This is a genomic window from Paraglaciecola arctica BSs20135, assembly GCF_000314995.1.
Taxonomy (GTDB): domain Bacteria; phylum Pseudomonadota; class Gammaproteobacteria; order Enterobacterales; family Alteromonadaceae; genus Paraglaciecola; species Paraglaciecola arctica.
On sequence record NZ_BAEO01000060.1, the window covers coordinates 129,171 to 146,922 of the forward strand.

The window sequence follows — 17,752 nt, forward strand, 5'->3', positions numbered from 1 at the left end:
TGAATTTTGCGTAACCATTAGCTAACCATTAAGTAATTTTTTTGGTTTATCCTTTGTTATAGGAGGTTGTTGGTGCAAAATGTTGGTAGCAGGGAATACTTATGAAATATCGAGTCGCAGAGTTTGAAATTGACACAACACAGTTCCAGATTACTTCTGGCAGTACTGATGTTTCTGTTGAGCCCAAAGTGTTCGATCTGCTGGTTTATTTGATAGAAAATCCCATGCGAATAGTCTCGCGTGATGAATTGTTTGAGAAAATATGGGCAGGCCGTGAGGTCTCAGATACAACCTTAAGTAACCATATTAAAAGTGCTAGAAAGACTCTTGGTGATAATGGTGATCTTCAACTCGTTATAAAAACTATTCGAGGACGTGGTTATCAGTTTGTAGCAGAGGTGTTGGAAATAGCTGCAGAAAATCTTCCCGAAACGATCCCAACTCCTTTATTAAATAATCAGCGGCAACTCACAAAACTGGGTTTATTGATCTTTTCTATTATTATTTTGATATTTTTGGGGTGGCAGACGACTAGGCCTACCTCGCCCGATCTTGTGTCTGATCCCCGACCTTATCTACTGGTGGTACCCTTCAGTGTTTCAGGAGGAGACATCGATAAATGGCAACCCTTTGCAGATCAAATCACTCGCGAAGTGATTTTAAAACTCAGACAAATTTCTGGTTTACGAGTGATCCCAGCTTCGTCGGCATTTGCTTTTAAACATAACAAAACACCAGCATATGTTCGTGAAAAACTTCCCGATGTGCATTATTTATTAGATGCCATTGTGAGTGTAGAAGGCAATGTAAGCATTCAAATAACCACCGTATTAGAGAGTTTAGATAACCATGATTTGGTATGGAATGACCACTATCAAAGTCGCATTGATAACACCAATTTCTTCTCGGTTCAGACCGATATCGCCGCATCAGTCTCTGATTCTCTAAAGGTAGTGATCCTTGCAAAAGAACAAAGTGCATTAGCTGAGTTACCAACATCCAATTTGGCCGCTTATGAACTCTATGTGGCAGGTCAAAAGCAGTTAAATCTGCTGACTTATGATTCTTTGAAACTTGCAGTTGTGTTGTTTTCTCAGGCTATAACATTAGATCCACAATTTGATGGGGCTTATGTAGCCAAGGCTGACGCCTTTCGTATAATCATGTCTTATTTTGAGAAGCCTGCAGAGGTTTTACCTAATGTTGTTGACTCAGTATTGTCTGCATTGGCTATTCGGCCAGATTCAGCAGAGGCGCTGTCATCTCTGGGCTTGGCTTATGTATTTGCATGGCGCTGGCAAGATGCTTGGAAAGTATTAAATGCTGCCCGCGCAGAAGACCCAAACCTTGCACTCACAGAGCTTGGTTTTGCACTTTATTATTCTGGTATTGGCGACGTGGAGGGGGTTTATAAAACATTAGAAAAAGCCAATAAACTCGACCCGCTAAACATTGAGCTTGCTGACTGGGGACATTGGGCATTAGCAATGGTGGGTGAAAATGACGCCGCGATACAATGGGCCAAAGACAAAATCCAATTACATCCCGAAGTCGGATTAATATACAGTGGAGCCAGTGTTTCAGCATCATTGGCCGGTGAGCATCAACGTGCCATTGCATTAGCCCAAAAGGGCGTATTGTTAGACACGGGCTCTCCATATTCTCTACTAGCATTGGCACAAACCTATGGGCACGCCGGACAGCTAAGTAAAATCCCCCCTTTATTAGACAAAGCTGAAAAAGTTGAAAGTTTTTTATGTCCCTACGAAACCGCCATCACTTATTTGCTGATTAACCAGCCAAACAAAGCGTTTAAGCTGTTTAATGATGCAGTAAACTACCGTTCAAATTGCCTTGTTTTTACTCGTAACGATCCGCGATTAAAAAGCATAAAAAATGATCCGCGATTTTTAGCATTATTAACAAGAGTAGGCTTAGATAACGATTCTGTTGCCAAGTACTCTCGTTAAATTTCGAAACTATTAAAGTGCTAGAAAAGCCTCTTGATTGATAAGCCCGATTACTGGTTATTGTCATCATCGATATTTATCAGTTGAGGTTTTCTGAGAAAAATCCCATCCCTCATTTCCAGAAAATATTTAAAGAATGTATAAAACGACCTTCGCCAATGGACTTAACTTTCACTGTTGAGTCACTCCCAAAGTACATATTTCCAGCAATTGTGTAAAGAATGTGTAAATCGACTTTAGTCAATGAACTTAGCTTAAACCCTTAAGTCACATCAGCATCTATTCGATAAGCCATTTGTTTATCGACATCTGTAATAAAACAAAAGTAACTGGAGATACAATGAAGTTTAGCAAAGTGGGTCAGCCTTTTTATCAATCACTCATGTTATGTATTAGCTTATCAATATTGGTGCTATCGGGATGTTCTAGTGATGATGATAACGGGACAGGTTATGTGAAGTTTTATAATGCCTCGCCCAATGCCCCATCTATTTTTTTAACAGTAGATGAAAACCTTGATGACGATGATGATGACGAAATAGAAGTAACCTATAGCTCGGTAGGTTATACCAAAGTCAGCGCTAATAACGCCTTAGATACTGATACCTATTTTATTGAACTGGCTTGGCAGGACGAAGAAAGCAGCGATAGAAACGATCTAGAAATTATCTACGAGGACAGTGTTAGCATCAAGTCAGATGAAATTAGTTTTATTGCTTTAACTGGTGATGTACGTAACCCAGAAGTACTAAGGTTTGATATAGACATTATCGATGATGATGACGACGCTGATGATGATTTATTTAATATCCGTTTGTTGAATATCCATGAAGGCATTCAAAGTGTCGATTTATATGTATCTAAAGACAACGAAACGTTTAACGAAGCGGAGTTTTTGGCCACAGTTAACTATCAGACCCTATCTGACAATATAAAACTTGAACAAGACCAGTATATTTTTTATATCACCTTACCGGGCAGTACTGACGTTATTTATACCTCAGTAGATCAGTCCTATTCGGTGGTAAGCCAGTACATCATAGTGCTGCGTGACAATACAGGTGTGGGGTCTTCAGATTTTACTATTGACAGCATTGGGACTAATGGCATTACAGAATTGCAAGATGTTGATTCAGAAGCGGAATTCGGTTTTTATAATGCCATTGCTAATAACGATTATTTGCCTGATTACCAAGGAAAAATTGATATCCAGGTTAGAATTGGCGACGTGAGTGAAGTCGAAATAGATAATTTGGCTAAAGGTCAGTTTAGTGAGTCGACTATCACCTCTAATGGCGACTACGCCTTCGACGTTCTTAATTCTGATACTAGAGATCTCTACATTAAAGATGCGTTGCTTAGCCTGCAAGAAAACGCCGATAATACTATCTTTTTATATGGTCGAAAAGATGCGGTTGACGAAGATGAAGATGGTGATGTTGACGAAAATGGTGATGGTATAGTTGATGACTATGAGATTGTAATCAAATCTTTGACCCTGACTAAAAGTAGCAGTTCAAGCATATACAGCCACGGCGTAAAAGTGGTTAATTTGGCAAATTCAGAAGATTTTAGCCGAGTGACTTTTTACTTTGTGCTAAATGACGAGATTATTGCTACTGCTGAAAACTTATTATCGGTTTTACAAGAAAACTAAGGTTCTTTGACATTACTTAATAATACTTATGATATTTACGCCATCGCGACCATAGACGGTACCGATATCGTTTTGGATAGTCTGAACATGGTATTAGGTGAAAATAGTCAGGAGCAATTTTTGATATTTGAGCAAGATGATTCTGCCTCATCAGGGTATCAAATGTTTTTGGTTAATCAGAAAAAATCTGATTAAACCTATCTAATTGTTGTCGAAGTTTATGAGCATGCCCTGTCATTTGCTTCGGCCAACCCATTTTCTATTTATTCCTTATACAAGCTTTTAAGTGTTGGGTAAGCGTTTGCGTTATTTAAACCGTCGCTTGCTGTCACCTCAATATCTTGCGGTGATACATAAGTAAAAATAGTTTCAGCAGGATCTCCAATGAAAAAAGCAATAATTGCAGGTAATTTTACTCTTTCACTTTTAGCTATATCACAAGTTAACGCAGCGCAATATAAAGTTATTGAATTGCCAGTGGCAGAATTGGGCAGCAGTACTTTCCCAGTGGCAATCAACAATGTGGGTGAAACGGTTGTTAATATGGAGCTGCAGTACAGCCCGCCTATTGATACAAGTTTAATCAATTTTGAATCTGCCATTGTCATAGCAGGGTTAGAGAATATTGATGGTGTGCGTGGCGGGGATTTGAGTGATTTTGATTATAGTTGGATATATAGTTATGTATCGACATATTCAGAAGACCAACAGTTTCAACAAATAGCCAGTTTAAATAGTTATCTAGCCACTGAAACCTACAGTGAGATATTACGAGGTTTCGATACTATTGACCCTAATACCGATGGCTACAGAAACAGTGTGACCACACAAGTAAGATCGATCAACGATTTCGGTTATACAGTAGGTAAGAGTCAAGATGGCTTTTACACTTTGACTTATCTTAACGAAGACTTTTACGATCTGACTTATGTACTAAACGATTTCTATTCTCGGGGCTTTGCCCAAGTGGATGGTGACATCACAGAACTGCCACCACCAGATGTCACGGCTGGTGGTCTAAGCGATGCTTATGATATCAATACTAGCAACCAAGTGGTGGGTTATGGCACAACTGAATTTGTATCAGATACCTATTCAACAGAAGTTGAGAGCTGTGGTGATCCTAGTGAAAGAGGTGACGTGCCAGAAAAATCTTGTTTACGTTCATTGAGCATTAGTTTAATGAGCAATGTGGCTTCGGTCGCCCAGCAAAGAGGTTTGATATGGCAATTAGATGAGCGAGGAAATTTAATTGACACTTACACGCTTGGAATGCTGATTGAACCTGATGATGCAAGCACTGCTGTGTTTACTAGTACCGCAGTAGCCATTAATGATTATGGAATTGCAGTGGGAGTATCGCCTAGTTATTATCAGGACACCACAACATTAACTACAGCCGCCGCTATTTATATTGGTGATCAAGTTACTACCATCAATGAAGATGAAGATGTGTATACCAGCACAGCATCGGATATTAACAACGACGGCCTAGTTGTGGGGTATATTACTAAAGATGTAAATGGTACTACTCGCAACAAATTTTTTGTACATGACATCGAAGCCGATCTCACTACTTACCCAGACGACTTTTTTGATGGCTCTTCTAGTGAGGCAACCTCTATTAATAATGAAGGCTTTGTCGTGGGTTACGGTGAATCAGATTATAGTTTGACTACTCGCAGAACTGAGGGCTTTGTGTACGATTATAAAAATGATATTTTTCAAGGGCTTAATACACTTATTGAATGTAATTCAGAATACGATATCGTGCAGGCGAATGGGATTAATGATGATAATGAAATTGTCGCAACAGCATTGGTTTCAAAACCGCAAAAAAACATTCGCGGTGAAATAGTCTTAGATGAATTAGGTGGGCAAACAGAAGTAGATACAGTTGTAGCGGTAAAACTGGTTCCCATATTAGGTGGTTCTATTGATAACTGTGACGTTTATGAAGAAGAACAGGTACGACAAGGAGCAAGTATGCCTTTAGTGCTTAACTTAGGATTATTTTTGTTGTGTTTAATTCGACTAAGAACAACTAAGAAGGACTAAGAATAGAAGCTTGCCATAAGGATTAATGCCTTATGGCAAGACGTAATCGAGTTCGCAAAAGTTGCTTAGATGACAGCTTTTGCGTTTATTTGATGAGTTCGTAAATAACTGAAAATCCAGCCCCCCATCGCTCCTGCTAGGCTCTGGCAGACAAAACCAAATGTGCTGCGCGCTCCTGCTAAAAGGGTTATATCTAGAATAGGATGCATAGCCAAAAGTGCCACAGCGACACCTATGCCTCCGGCCAAACAATACATAATATAAGGGGATAACCCGAACTTTTTGATTAATAGGCTTGCAACGATAAAAGCAATCAAAAAACTAACGGCTATCACTACCCCATAAGTTGGGTATAGGCCTAATAGATCATCAATACTCATACTGAGGCGGTCGTTGAACAATATTTCCACCCCTACCTTGGTCAATTCAGCCATTACAAATTGGCTATGAAACAAGCTTGCTAAAACAAATGCAAAAATCACTGCAACAAGAAAATGTGTACAAAGTCTAAGGTAAAAATTTAATTTCATAATGGATTACTTATTTTAGTCTTGATGCGGATTAAAGAATGAGGGCGATAATGAGCGAACTGGATGTTAATATCAATAAAACTATGTTCCGACATTCGGATCCTATTCTAATTTAGAGACTGAACAACTATGCCATATCGGGGTTTTATTTTTGCGTTGATTATACTATTAAGCTGCAATGTTGGTGGCTTAGCGGCGCAACAGTCACAGTTCCCTAACTATCAAATACAGGAAATTGCCAGCGGCCTAAATTTTCCTTGGTCTTTAGCATTTTTACCTGATGGAAGTTTACTGGTCACCGAGCGTACAGGGAAATTAAGAAAAGTAAGCGGTGGTAATGTTTCTGAACCGATTAGCGGCTTGCCTGATATTTATGTGAAAGGGCAAGGTGGATTGTTAGAAGTGATTTTACACCCCAACTTTTCCGAAAATCGATGGTTATATCTTTCTTATGTTATAGGTAATGATGATAAAAACGCTTTACAGGTTATGCGAGCAACATTAATAGACAATAAGCTGACTGAACAGCAGGTTGTTTTTACCGTGACTCCTTTTAAGTCAACCCCAGTTCATTTTGCCGGGCGTATGGCGTTTCTACCTGATAACTCTTTGTTAATAACCAGTGGTGATGGCTTTGATTATCGCGAAGATGCGCAACGACTCGACAGTCTATTAGGCAAGATAATCCGCATCAAAGATGATGGTAGTGTGCCAAAAGACAATCCATTTTTGAGCGACACTCCCGACGCAGCAAACAATTATGTGTTTAGTTATGGGCATCGAAATCATCAGGGCATACTTTACGATCCTAAGCGTCAGGTGATTTTTTCAAACGAACACGGGCCAGATGGTGGAGATGAACTTAACATTATCCAGGCAGGAGTGAATTATGGCTGGCCTGTTATCACCAAAGGACTCGATTATATTGGCTCACGCATCAGCCCTTTTACTGAATATCCCAACATGCAACAACCTTTTTTAGATTGGACTCCGTCTATCGCTCCTTCAGGCATGGCTGTGCATTCTGGAGAAATGTTTAAAGCTTTAAATGGCGACTTGTTAGTTAGCGTATTGAAGTTCAAAGAGGTGCGCTGGGTACAGATGGATGATTTAAAAGTAGTGGGGCAGACATCTTTATTTAAAGAACTCGAGCAAAGGATACGCGATGTCAGAGTGGCCCCAGATGGTTCAATTTATATATTAACCGATAGCGATAAGGGAAAAATCCTTCGAGTGTTGCCAGATTAGCTTTATTAATAGTTTTTTGTTAAAAAACTGTTAATTTCAGTAACTTATAACTTAAATGAATACTGATTATAGCTAAACAAGTCTTCTTCACAATTCCACTTTTTGTTAATAACCCTTATACTGTTGGGGTTTAATTCCTATGTTTCAGGGTCTGATGTTTTAAGCATTAACCTGAGTACACTCATTTTGTTAGGAGCCTATCGTAAACACTTTGCAGAACATGGCGCAGAGTATTTCCCAACTAAACCGTTGCACCTTGAGCAAATTATCGGTTTAGTTGAGTTAATAAAAGCGCCAGCCGCTGGTGGATAAGCCACTTATTGTCAGTCGTGCTTATTTTACCAAATGATGCTTAATGGTTAAAAAATTAAGTAGACAGTAGACAAAATTTTAACCTGCTAATCATCAGATTATTAGCATGTAATAGCCCTTTGGAGTTGTATATGAGTTTGTTTTTAGAATATCTTGAAGAAATTGAAAGTCGTAAGAAAGATCTTGGATTGGCGCCTAAGCCAATTGATGGTGCTGAATTATTAGCCGAAATTATCGAGCAAATTAAAGACTCGGCTCATGAGCACAGAGAAGTGTCGCTTAATTTCTTCATCTATAACACCTTGCCTGGCACAACCAGTGCAGCCGGTGAAAAAGCTAAATTCTTAAAAGAAATCATCCTTGGCGAAGCGGTTATTGCTGAAATCTCAGTTGAATTTGCTTTTGAATTGTTATCACACATGAAAGGTGGCCCTTCAATTGAAGTGTTACTTGACCTTGCATTAGGTGACGATGCTGGGTTAGCTGCTAAAGCATCTGACGTATTAAAAACACAAGTATTTTTATACGATGCTGATACAGCCCGTCTTGACGCTGCTTTTAAAGCAGGCAATGGGGTTGCTAAAGAACTTTTAGAAAGTTACGCCCAAGCTGAATTCTTTACAAAATTACCTGAAGTAGCTGAAAAAATTGAAGTGGTGACCTATATAGCGGGTGAAGGTGATATTTCTACTGATTTATTATCGCCAGGTCATCAAGCTCATTCTCGTGCAGACCGTGAATTACACGGCCAATGTATGATCACCCCAGAAGCGCAAAAAGAAATTCAAGCGTTACAAGCTAAACATCCTAACGCGAAAGTGATGTTAATTGCCGAAAAAGGCACTATGGGTGTAGGTTCATCTCGTATGTCTGGTGTGAATAACGTCGCACTGTGGGCCGGTAAGCAGGCAAGTCCCTATGTACCATTTATCAACATTGCACCGGTAGTTGCGGGTACAAATGGTATTTCTCCAATATTCTTAACCACGGTTGATGTAACCGGCGGTATTGGTCTTGATCTTAAAAACTGGATTAAGAAAGTCGATGCAAATGGCAAGACAGTGGTTGACGAAAATGGCGATTCAGTACTAGAAGAAGTTTACTCAGTCGCAACTGGAACAGTATTAACTATTGATACCAAAGCGAAAAAGTTATTCAACGGCAGCAAAGAACTGGCTGATATATCGTCAGCCTTTACCCCGCAAAAAGTAGAATTCATGAAAGCGGGTGGTTCTTACGCTGTGGTATTTGGTAAAAAACTGCAAACATTCGCTGCTGAAACCTTAGGTGTCGATGCGCCTGCAGTATTTGCACTTGCAAAAGAAACCTCAATCGAAGGTCAAGGTTTAACCGCAGTTGAAAAAATCTTTAATAGAAATGCTGTTGGTGTAACCTCTAAAAATGCATTACACGCAGGTTCGGATGTGCGTGTTACAGTCAATATTGTGGGTTCTCAGGACACCACTGGACCAATGACATGCCAAGAGCTTGAAGCAATGGCAGCGTCAACTATTTCTCCAATCGTTGATGGTGCTTACCAATCTGGTTGTCACACGGCTTCAGTTTGGGATAGCAAAGCAAAAGCTAACATTCCTAAATTGATGAGTTTTATGAACGCTTTTGGCCTTATCACAGCACGTGATCCTAAAGGTGTTTATCCCGCAATGACTGATGTAATTCATAAAGTATTGAATGATCTCACAGTGGACGACCGCGCTATCATTATCGGTGGTGACTCTCACACTCGTATGTCTAAAGGTGTCGCATTTGGTGCTGACTCAGGCACAGTAGCGTTAGCACTTGCTACAGGTGAAGCGGCCATGCCAATTCCTGAGTCGGTAAAAGTGACCTTTAAAGGTCATATGAAAAAGTACATGGATTTCCGTGACGTGGTTCATTCAACACAAGCGCAAATGCTTAAGCAATTTGATGGCGAAAACGTTTTCCAAGGCCGTGTAATCGAAGTACATCTTGGTACTTTATTAGCTGACCAAGCATTTACCTTTACTGATTGGTCTGCAGAGATGAAAGCCAAAGCGTCAATCTGTATTTCTGAAGATGAGACCTTAATTGGTTCTTTAGAAATTGCTAAGAGCCGTATCCAGATCATGATCAACAAAGGTATGGAAAACTCTGCTAAAACCCTACAAGGTCTTATCGATATCGCTAACAAGCGTATTGAAGGTATCAAGTCAGGTGTAACACCTGCGCTAACACCAGATAATAACGCTAAATATTATGCAGAAGTGGTGATTGATTTAGATCAAATTAATGAACCTATGATTGCCGATCCTGATGTAAACAACGATGACGTGTCTAAGCGTTATACCCATGACGTTATTCGCCCTGTATCTTACTATGCGGATAAGCCAGTAGATTTAGGTTTTGTGGGTTCTTGTATGGTGCATAAAGGTGATATGCAAATTATCGCGCAAATGTTCCGCAACATCGAAAAACAAAACGGCAAAATTGAATTTAAAGCGCCGCTTGTGGTAGCGCCACCAACATATAACATTGTTGATGAGCTTAAAGCTGAAGGCGACTGGGAAATCTTGAAGAAATATTCAGGTTTTGAATTTGATGATGCTCACCCTAAAGATGCTGCACGTACTAAGTATGAAAACATCCTTTATTTAGAACGCCCAGGCTGTAACTTATGTATGGGTAACCAAGAAAAAGCAGAACCTGGCGACACAGTTATTGCTACTTCAACTCGCTTGTTCCAAGGCCGTGTTGTGGCAGATAGTGCTGAGAAGAAAGGTGAGTCATTATTAGGTTCTACCCCATTAGTGGTGCTTTCAGCTATGTTGGGGCGTTTCCCTTCAATGGATGAGTATAAAGCTGCAGTTGACGGTATTAACTTAACTGACTTTGCTCCACCTACTCATGCATTAACTTCAGAGCCAGCGGCAGTAAGAATTGCTGATCCTAGCTAAGTTAGTACATTTTAAAAGTTAAAGTAAAAAAAGCGGTAGGGGCGACTTCTTTTAGTTGAACGAGGTAAAACTTGAATCAACTAATATAGGGAAGTCGCCTTTATATTTTTCATCTTAGTATTCATAAAAAATTCATACCTCTGTATTGACCGACCTAAATATCAATAACCAGCTTGCATAAAAATGAAGTAAATATTGATACTAAACAAACAATGGTCCGCTCCAATTATACTTTTTGTTAATAACCCTTATACTTGTGCGGTTACATTCCTACACTCCAGTAGTTGTAGTTGTTTTCGGAGTCAACCTAGAGGACCAAATTGTGCTAGAAGCCTATCGTAAACACGTTGCAGAACGTGCCGCCCAGAGTATTCCCCCTAAAGCCCTAAACGCTGAACAAGTTGCGGGTTTAGTTGAGTTGTTAAAAGCGCCACCTGCTGGTGAAGAAGAAGTATTATTAGAGCTAATATCTGATCGTGTACCTCCTGGTGTTGATGAAGCCGCTTATGTTAAAGCAGGTTTTCTGACTGCAATCGTTGAGGGTGAAGCCACTTCGCCTTTAATTTCTAAAGACGCTGCCATTCAATTGTTAGGCAATATGCATGGCGGTTACAACATAGTCACTTTAGTTGCAGCTCTTGATAACCCAGACTTAGCCGAATTGGCCGCAGAAGAACTTAAACATACCTTATTAATGTTTGATGCATTCCATGACGTAGAAGAAAAAGCTAAAGCCGGTAACGCTTACGCAAAAGACATCATTGAGTCTTGGTCTGATGCTGAATGGTTTACATCGCGCCCAGATATGCCAGAAAAAATCACTGCCACTGTGTTTAAAGTAACTGGCGAAACCAATACCGATGATTTATCGCCTGCACCTGATGCTTGGTCTCGCCCTGATATCCCATTACACGCTCGCGCTGCATTTAAAATGACTCGTGATGGTCTTGAGCCTGAAAAACACGGTGAAGTAGGACCGTTAAAACAAATCGAAACAATGAAAGCAAAAGGGCATCCTGTTGCTTTTGTGGGTGATGTTGTAGGTACAGGCTCTTCACGTAAATCGGCGACTAACTCAGTTTTATGGTTCTTTGGTGAAGATTTACCCGGTGTACCAAACAAACGTGGTGGTGGTATTTGTATCGGTAGTAAAGTCGCGCCTATTTTCTATAACACTATGGAAGATGCCGGTGCGTTAGTATTTGAAGCCGACGTTGAAAAAATGAATATGGGCGATGTGATTGATATCTTCCCACTGGAAGGCAAAATTACCAACTCAAAAACGGGTGAAGTTTTAGCCGAGTACCAATACAAGTCTGATGTACTACTCGACGAAGTGCGCGCTGGTGGCCGTATTAACTTAATTATTGGCCGTGGCTTAACTGAAAAAGCCCGTGAATCTTTAGGTCTGGGTCCATCTGATTTATTCCGTAAGCCTGATCAACCTGCTGATACAGGTAAAGGTTATACCCTTGCACAAAAAATGGTGGGTCGTGCCTGTGGTGTAGACGGAATTCGTCCTGGTACATACTGTGAACCTAAAATGACCACAGTTGGCTCACAAGATACTACCGGTCCTATGACCCGTGATGAGCTTAAAGACTTAGCTTGTTTAGGTTTTACTGCTGACTTAACCATGCAATCCTTTTGTCATACTGCCGCTTATCCAAAACCAATCGATATCGAAACTCAGCATACCTTGCCTGATTTTATTATGAACCGAGGTGGTGTATCACTTCGCGCTGGTGACGGTATTATTCACTCTTGGTTAAACCGCATGTTGTTGCCTGATACCGTAGGTACTGGTGGTGATTCACATACTCGTTTCCCTCTAGGTATTTCATTTCCAGCGGGTTCTGGTTTAGTTGCCTTTGCTGCTGCAACCGGTGTGATGCCCCTTGATATGCCTGAGTCAATCTTAGTGCGCTTTAAAGGTAAAATGCAGCCTGGTATCACCTTACGTGACTTAGTACATGCCATTCCATTATACGGTATCAAGCAAGGTTTATTGACTGTTGCCAAAAAAGGCAAAGTGAATGCTTTCTCGGGTCGAATATTAGAAATTGAAGGTTTAAACGACTTAACGGTTGAGCAAGCGTTTGAATTGTCTGATGCGTCTGCAGAACGTTCAGCTGCGGGTTGTACCATTAAGATGTCGGAAGATTCTATTGCTGAGTACTTAACCTCTAATATCACTATGTTACGTTGGATGATTAACGAAGGTTACGGCGATGCTCGTACACTAGAAAGACGTGCTCGTAAGATGCAAGAATGGTTAGATAAACCTGAATTGATGCAAGCTGATGTAGATGCTGAATATGTAGAAGTAGTCGAAATTGATTTAGCTGAAATTAAAGAGCCCATTCTATGTTGTCCTAACGATCCGGATGATGCGAAAACGTTATCTGAGGTAGCAGGCAACAAAATTGATGAAGTCTTTATTGGTTCTTGTATGACTAATATCGGTCACTTCCGAGCAGCAGGCAAGTTGTTACAGCAGTTTGAAGGCACATTGCCGACCCGTTTGTGGATGTCACCTCCTACCAAAATGGATCAAGCTCAGCTTACCGAAGAAGGCTATTACGATATTTATGCCAATGCGGGTGTTCGCCTTGAAATGTCGGGCTGTTCACTTTGTATGGGTAACCAAGCAAGAGTTGAGCCCAATTCAACTGTGTTGTCTACCTCGACTCGTAACTTCCCTAACCGTCTAGGCGATGGCGCAAATGTGTATTTGTGTTCAGCTGAACTAGCCGCAGTAGGTGCGATTTTAGGTAAGATCCCATCTACAGAAGAATATATGTCTTATGCGAGTAAGATTGAGTCTATGTCTGCTGAAGTATTTAAATACTTAAACTTCGACCGTATGGACGCGTTCAAAAAAGCTGCAGAAGAAGCACAGGCAAATATTATTCCAGCCTTAAATATTGCTTAGTTTCTAACTGGCAAATATAAACCGGTATTACCTTTTGGTAGTGCCGGTTTTTTTATGCCAATTATTGTTAAGTACCAATCTGAACTTATTGGTGATTTACCATTCAGACTGTTAGTAATTTTTGATTAGGATGAAGAATGCAATTTTCTATAAAGGTCATCTTGGTAGTTGCTGTCGCCACTCTTTTTGCAGGGTGTACCAAGAATAACGTCAGACAATTTGTCGGTAGTGCTGTCGCTGATGGTGCAGATACTGAGGTGAAATATAACGCACTTGAATGTAGGACGTTGCAGCAGCGATGTGTGCAAGGTGATTTTCAGGAATGGGAAACCAGCAATAAAGACATGGGCTGCTCATGCAAAAAACTGTAATATGTACAGCTAACTTTTTTAAGTAAACAATATTATGTCTATTTTTCGTTTTCCACATATGGTTATTTTATTAACCCTTATTGCTAGCATGAGTTTTGCTAACTCTGGCGATTTGGTGTTTTCACAGATTCAGGTCAAGGTTAAGCAGCAAGTGTATCCCTTGGAATATGCCGATACCTTTGAATTGCGTGCACAAGGCTTAATGCATAGAGAAAATATGTGTAAGACCTGCGGCATGTTGTTTAATTTTGAACAACCGAGACAAGCCGGCATGTGGATGAAAAATACCCTTATCCCCCTCGATGTGGCTTTTATACGTACAGATGGCAAAATTACTGATATCAAAGCTATGCAACCCCACGACTTATCTACTACAAGTGCATCACAGAAGGTGCTGTACGCTTGGGAAATGAATCAAGGCTGGTTTGCACAAAACGGTATCAAAGTAGGGGATACTGTAACGGTTCCGCTGAGCAATAAACCATAAGCGAAAATATGGAATATATCTTAACTTGTTGCATCTGCTTAAACTCCGCAGTAGCCTGAATCAAAACAGGCTACTCAAGACGAATATACTATTCCAAAATAGCTGATCCATTCTCCAATTTTTACTTTTTAATTATAAACAAAAACTGTTATTTTTATACACAACAAGATTTAGTTTAATGAGTGAAAAACAGTGAGTAACACCGCGATTAATAACCTGAATGTAGCTAAGTTTGGTGGTACTAGTGTGGCAAATTTTGCTGCCATGCAAAATTGCGCCAACATTATTAAAAACAATCCAAATACCAAAGTAGTAGTGGTCAGCGCATCAGCAGGTGTCACTAATCTGTTAGTGGATATTGCCCATACGGCCATGTCTAAAGAACAAATTAGACAAAAACTATCTGAGATAGACAGTATTCAACAGGCTATTTTACAGGCCCTTAAAAACATTGATGAAGTAGAGCCAAAACTACAACAGTTACAAAGTTCATTATCTGAGTTAGCCCTACATGAAGAAATAAACCATCGCGCTGATTTAAAAGACTCCTTGTTGTCTCATGGCGAAAGGATGTCTTCATTGTTGTTCAGTGCAGTGTTAAACCAATTTGATGTAAAGGCTGAAAACTTTGATGTGCGTAATGTACTTAAAACCGACAGTGAGTTTGGTCAGGCTGTACCAAACCTCGAACAAATAGCCATTGCGGCTAAACAACTGATGTTACCTGCATTGGTTGATTCTGTGTTAGTTACCCAAGGGTTTGTTGGTTCTGACCAACAAGGCAACACCACAACTTTGGGGCGCGGAGGGTCAGATTTTACCGCGGCCTTGTTGGCTGAAGGATTAGGTGCCGAAACCTGTGAGATTTGGACTGATGTGATCGGTGTTTACACTACTGATCCTAGGATCACTGCATCAGCCCGTCCATTACCAGAACTGAGCTTTGAAGAAGCCGCAGAAATGGCAACTTTTGGTGCCAAGGTATTACACCCGGCTACAATGGAGCCTGCACTTAGACAAGATATAAAAGTTTTTGTTGGTTCAAGTAAAGAGCCTGAAAAAGGTGGTACTTGGATTGTCAGAGATTGTGTTACTGAACCTTCTTATCGTGCAATTACGCGCCGTAAAGAGCAGGTTATGGTAACTGTTAAAACCCCTAAGATGATGTATGCACAGGGTTTCTTGCAAAAAGTATTTACTATCATTGCCGAACACAAACTCAGCGTTGATTTGATCACCACATCAGAAATTTCGGTGTCTTTTACCCTAGACAACCCAGCTAACTCAGTGTTGAAACGTCTTAACCAAGAAACCATTGAAGAGCTAGGCCAATTTTGTGATGTCTTAGTCGAAGAAAACTACGATTTGGTGACTGTGGTTGGAAACAACATGCACAGTGCTGCTGGCGTTTCTAGCAAGATCTTTGCAGCTGTTGCAGATTATAATTTACGAATGATTTGTTATGGTGCGAATCCCCATAATCTTTCTTTGTTGGTGAATGACAGTGACAGTCAGGATGTGGTTTGTGCTTTACATAGGGCTTTGTTTGAGTAAGAGCAGATGCGAGCTAGGAGCTTTAAGCTAAAGCACTAAAAGCTTGGGTTATGTTTAGTGGCATCCATGACTTTTTCACATTGATCCCCTTCTGTACGACTTACTTTTTGCTTCAGCAGCAAAAAGTAAGTATCAATCTTCTGAGATATCCAAAAATCCCGACAAATATATGCCTTGGTTTGATCATCAAATATCAACTCTAGATTAGTCTTTTCAACAGGCTAACTTTGTGAAATGCTGTAAAAATCAATCGGAATGTTGGGGTAAGTACGAAGCTAACCTTTGTATTTAACTCGACTTCCAACCAGTAAAGGTTATGTTTTCAAATAAAAAGAAAACATAACAAATTTCCCGACCATAGTTGCAGCGGAAAAAGGCCACCATTAAAAGTGTAGCGGCTGGTATTTGGTAATGCATCAGACGGCTTGGAAGGTAATAACACATGCAAAAAAAGAAACTGATACGAATACTTAGAATAATCATGATCCCCGTTGGGTGCATCAGTATTGTGATATTCCCGCCTTGGAATGGAATATGGGCTTGGATCACGCCATTACCTGATACTGTGCAACAGCAAGTTAATGATGCCGTTGGTTATGGGCTGGACGGCATTATTGTGTATGTGGATAAAGCAGGCCAAGCTCCGGCTTTGTATAGCGCTGGCTGGCATGATCGAAAAAATAAAATACCTGCCTACCCAAAAGCTTTATTCAAGATTGCCAGTATCAGCAAGTTATACGTTGCCGCTGCTATCGCCAAACTAGTCAATGAGCAACGTTTGTCATTGGATAAAACCCTCGCTGATTATTTTCCAGAGCTTGTGGGAAGAATTGAAAATACACAAATAATAACCTTGAAGATGATGGTGCAACATCGCAGTGGCATTCCCAATTATACTGACCATCCTGACTTCCATTGGGATAACCCACCAAAAGGCAGTAGTGGGGAGCTTTCATTGGCACTTGATTTGCCGGCTCGCTTTGAACCAGATGAAGATTATGAATATTCGAATACTAATTATTTATTGTTAGCTGAACTCATAGAAAAGGTGGTGGGTTACGGCCATTTCCAATTCATCAAGGAGCAAATATTAATACCTCTTAATTTGAATAATACCTTTAGTTCGCTTAATGAGGTGGATAGTGACGATGTTATGAGTGGATATTACGTAGGCTACGAGCACGATTTTAAGAATATTGATTTCGGCATGTTAGCGACAGCTGAGGATGTGGGGATATTTTTAAGAGCGTTAAACGATGGCTCATTGTTTAACGCTAATGAGCAGGCCATTTACTCCTCTATTTATGTGTATGAACATAAAGGTTGGGTTTTGGGATACCAGAGTATTGCTCGTTACCACAAAGACATTGATACTGTGGTGATCCAATTTGTGAATACGGTCAGTGACGAGACCGAATTAACAGCGCTTGTTGTTTACAACCGAATTGTCAGGATCCTACGTAAGGAAATAAATATTGATGAATAATTGCCCCGTGTGTGGTGAGAACAATTTTTGCGGTAACTTATCACCCAGCAATAAAGATGAAGCCTGTTGGTGTATGGATAGTGCAATAAGCTTTCCAGATAGTTTGTTAAACCAAGTATCTGATGCAGATAAAAATAAAAAATGTATATGTAAAGCTTGTGCTTTGAAACATCAATTGCACAGTTCTAGTCGAAACTAATACCTGTGG

14 protein-coding genes are annotated in these 17,752 nt (G+C 40.2%); 13 read left to right on the forward strand and 1 reads right to left on the reverse strand.

The annotated features are described in order from the left end of the window. Positions 1 to 101: 101 nt before the first annotated feature. From GARC_RS20185 to GARC_RS20195, 4 genes are all read left to right on the forward strand, one after another. Positions 102 to 1,970, forward strand: coding sequence for a winged helix-turn-helix domain-containing protein (locus GARC_RS20185; RefSeq protein ID WP_007623795.1), 1,869 nt, complete (start codon positions 102 to 104; stop codon positions 1,968 to 1,970). Positions 1,971 to 2,310: 340 nt separating this feature from the next. Further along, positions 2,311 to 3,627, forward strand: coding sequence for a hypothetical protein (locus tag GARC_RS20190; RefSeq protein ID WP_007623797.1), 1,317 nt, complete (start codon positions 2,311 to 2,313; stop codon positions 3,625 to 3,627). Positions 3,628 to 3,633: 6 nt separating this feature from the next. Then, the gene (locus GARC_RS27450; protein WP_007623798.1) at positions 3,634 to 3,822 is read left to right on the forward strand and encodes a hypothetical protein; all 189 of its coding nucleotides are present in this window, start codon (positions 3,634 to 3,636) and stop codon (positions 3,820 to 3,822) included. A gap of 189 nt (positions 3,823 to 4,011) precedes the next feature. Beyond that, positions 4,012 to 5,685, forward strand: a complete 1,674-nt coding sequence (locus tag GARC_RS20195) for a DUF3466 family protein (protein WP_007623799.1) — start codon at positions 4,012 to 4,014, stop codon at positions 5,683 to 5,685. Positions 5,686 to 5,750: 65 nt separating this feature from the next. Here the strand turns inward: GARC_RS20195 and GARC_RS20200 are convergent, their stop codons facing one another. Continuing rightward, positions 5,751 to 6,215 (reverse strand): hypothetical protein, encoded by a 465-nt coding sequence (locus GARC_RS20200; RefSeq protein WP_007623801.1) that lies wholly within the window; start codon positions 6,213 to 6,215, stop codon positions 5,751 to 5,753. A gap of 156 nt (positions 6,216 to 6,371) precedes the next feature. Between GARC_RS20200 and GARC_RS20205 the strand changes: the two genes are divergently transcribed. The 9 genes from GARC_RS20205 (at position 6,372) to GARC_RS20240 (ending at position 17,743) form a co-directional block, all read left to right on the forward strand. Then, positions 6,372 to 7,463, forward strand: coding sequence for a PQQ-dependent sugar dehydrogenase (locus GARC_RS20205; RefSeq protein WP_226989245.1), 1,092 nt, complete (start codon positions 6,372 to 6,374; stop codon positions 7,461 to 7,463). A gap of 186 nt (positions 7,464 to 7,649) precedes the next feature. Continuing rightward, positions 7,650 to 7,775, forward strand: coding sequence for a hypothetical protein (locus GARC_RS27605; protein WP_007623803.1), 126 nt, complete (start codon positions 7,650 to 7,652; stop codon positions 7,773 to 7,775). Between the two features lie 131 nt (positions 7,776 to 7,906). Further along, on the forward strand, positions 7,907 to 10,711 hold the full coding sequence (locus tag GARC_RS20210; RefSeq protein WP_007623804.1) for a bifunctional aconitate hydratase 2/2-methylisocitrate dehydratase: 2,805 nt from the start codon (positions 7,907 to 7,909) through the stop codon (positions 10,709 to 10,711). Between the two features lie 322 nt (positions 10,712 to 11,033). Then, positions 11,034 to 13,646 (forward strand): bifunctional aconitate hydratase 2/2-methylisocitrate dehydratase, encoded by a 2,613-nt coding sequence (gene acnB / locus GARC_RS20215; protein WP_007623805.1) that lies wholly within the window; start codon positions 11,034 to 11,036, stop codon positions 13,644 to 13,646. Between the two features lie 137 nt (positions 13,647 to 13,783). Beyond that, positions 13,784 to 14,017: a hypothetical protein gene (locus tag GARC_RS26955; protein WP_007623806.1), complete on the forward strand. Its 234-nt coding sequence runs from the start codon at positions 13,784 to 13,786 to the stop codon at positions 14,015 to 14,017. A 34-nt stretch (positions 14,018 to 14,051) separates the two neighbouring features. Next, positions 14,052 to 14,504 (forward strand): DUF192 domain-containing protein, encoded by a 453-nt coding sequence (locus GARC_RS20225; RefSeq protein ID WP_007623807.1) that lies wholly within the window; start codon positions 14,052 to 14,054, stop codon positions 14,502 to 14,504. 192 nt (positions 14,505 to 14,696) lie between these two features. Next, a complete protein-coding gene (gene lysC / locus GARC_RS20230; protein WP_007623808.1) occupies positions 14,697 to 16,058 on the forward strand; it encodes a lysine-sensitive aspartokinase 3 in 1,362 nt (453 codons plus the stop codon). Positions 16,059 to 16,500: 442 nt separating this feature from the next. After that, positions 16,501 to 17,544 (forward strand): serine hydrolase domain-containing protein, encoded by a 1,044-nt coding sequence (locus GARC_RS20235; protein WP_007623813.1) that lies wholly within the window; start codon positions 16,501 to 16,503, stop codon positions 17,542 to 17,544. Continuing rightward, positions 17,537 to 17,743 (forward strand): cysteine-rich CWC family protein, encoded by a 207-nt coding sequence (locus tag GARC_RS20240; RefSeq protein WP_007623814.1) that lies wholly within the window; start codon positions 17,537 to 17,539, stop codon positions 17,741 to 17,743. Before GARC_RS20235 ends, GARC_RS20240 begins: the two co-directional genes overlap by 8 nt. Positions 17,744 to 17,752 lie beyond the last annotated feature (9 nt).